Annotated in this window: 1 protein-coding gene; it reads right to left on the bottom strand. The window is 33.8% G+C overall.

What is annotated here, in order from left to right; all coding sequences use genetic code 11:
* Window positions 1-204, bottom strand: a 204-nt coding sequence (locus tag Q0776_RS17765) for a hypothetical protein (RefSeq protein ID WP_298371367.1), incomplete at both ends; no start/stop codon positions are given.

The following is a 204-nucleotide window of genomic DNA, read 5'->3' as shown; positions in this document are numbered from 1 at the left end:
ACTCCATTTATAAATAGCTGTTCCCTGAATAGTTGAACTGCTAGCGTCTAGTGTAATAATAGGTGAATTACATGTAATAACATTTTCGCCAGTAATTACCGCCACAAATTCTGTGCAATTTGCTGGATTTATAGTTATTACAACAGTTGCCTGATCACAAACAATTGGACTTCCATTATCACAAACTTCATATACAAAACTATC

The organism is uncultured Lutibacter sp. (assembly GCF_947495725.1).
Classification (GTDB): domain Bacteria; phylum Bacteroidota; class Bacteroidia; order Flavobacteriales; family Flavobacteriaceae; genus Lutibacter.
The sequence above is the reverse complement of the archived record's forward strand: the minus strand, read 5'-3'. Positions and strand labels throughout refer to the sequence as shown.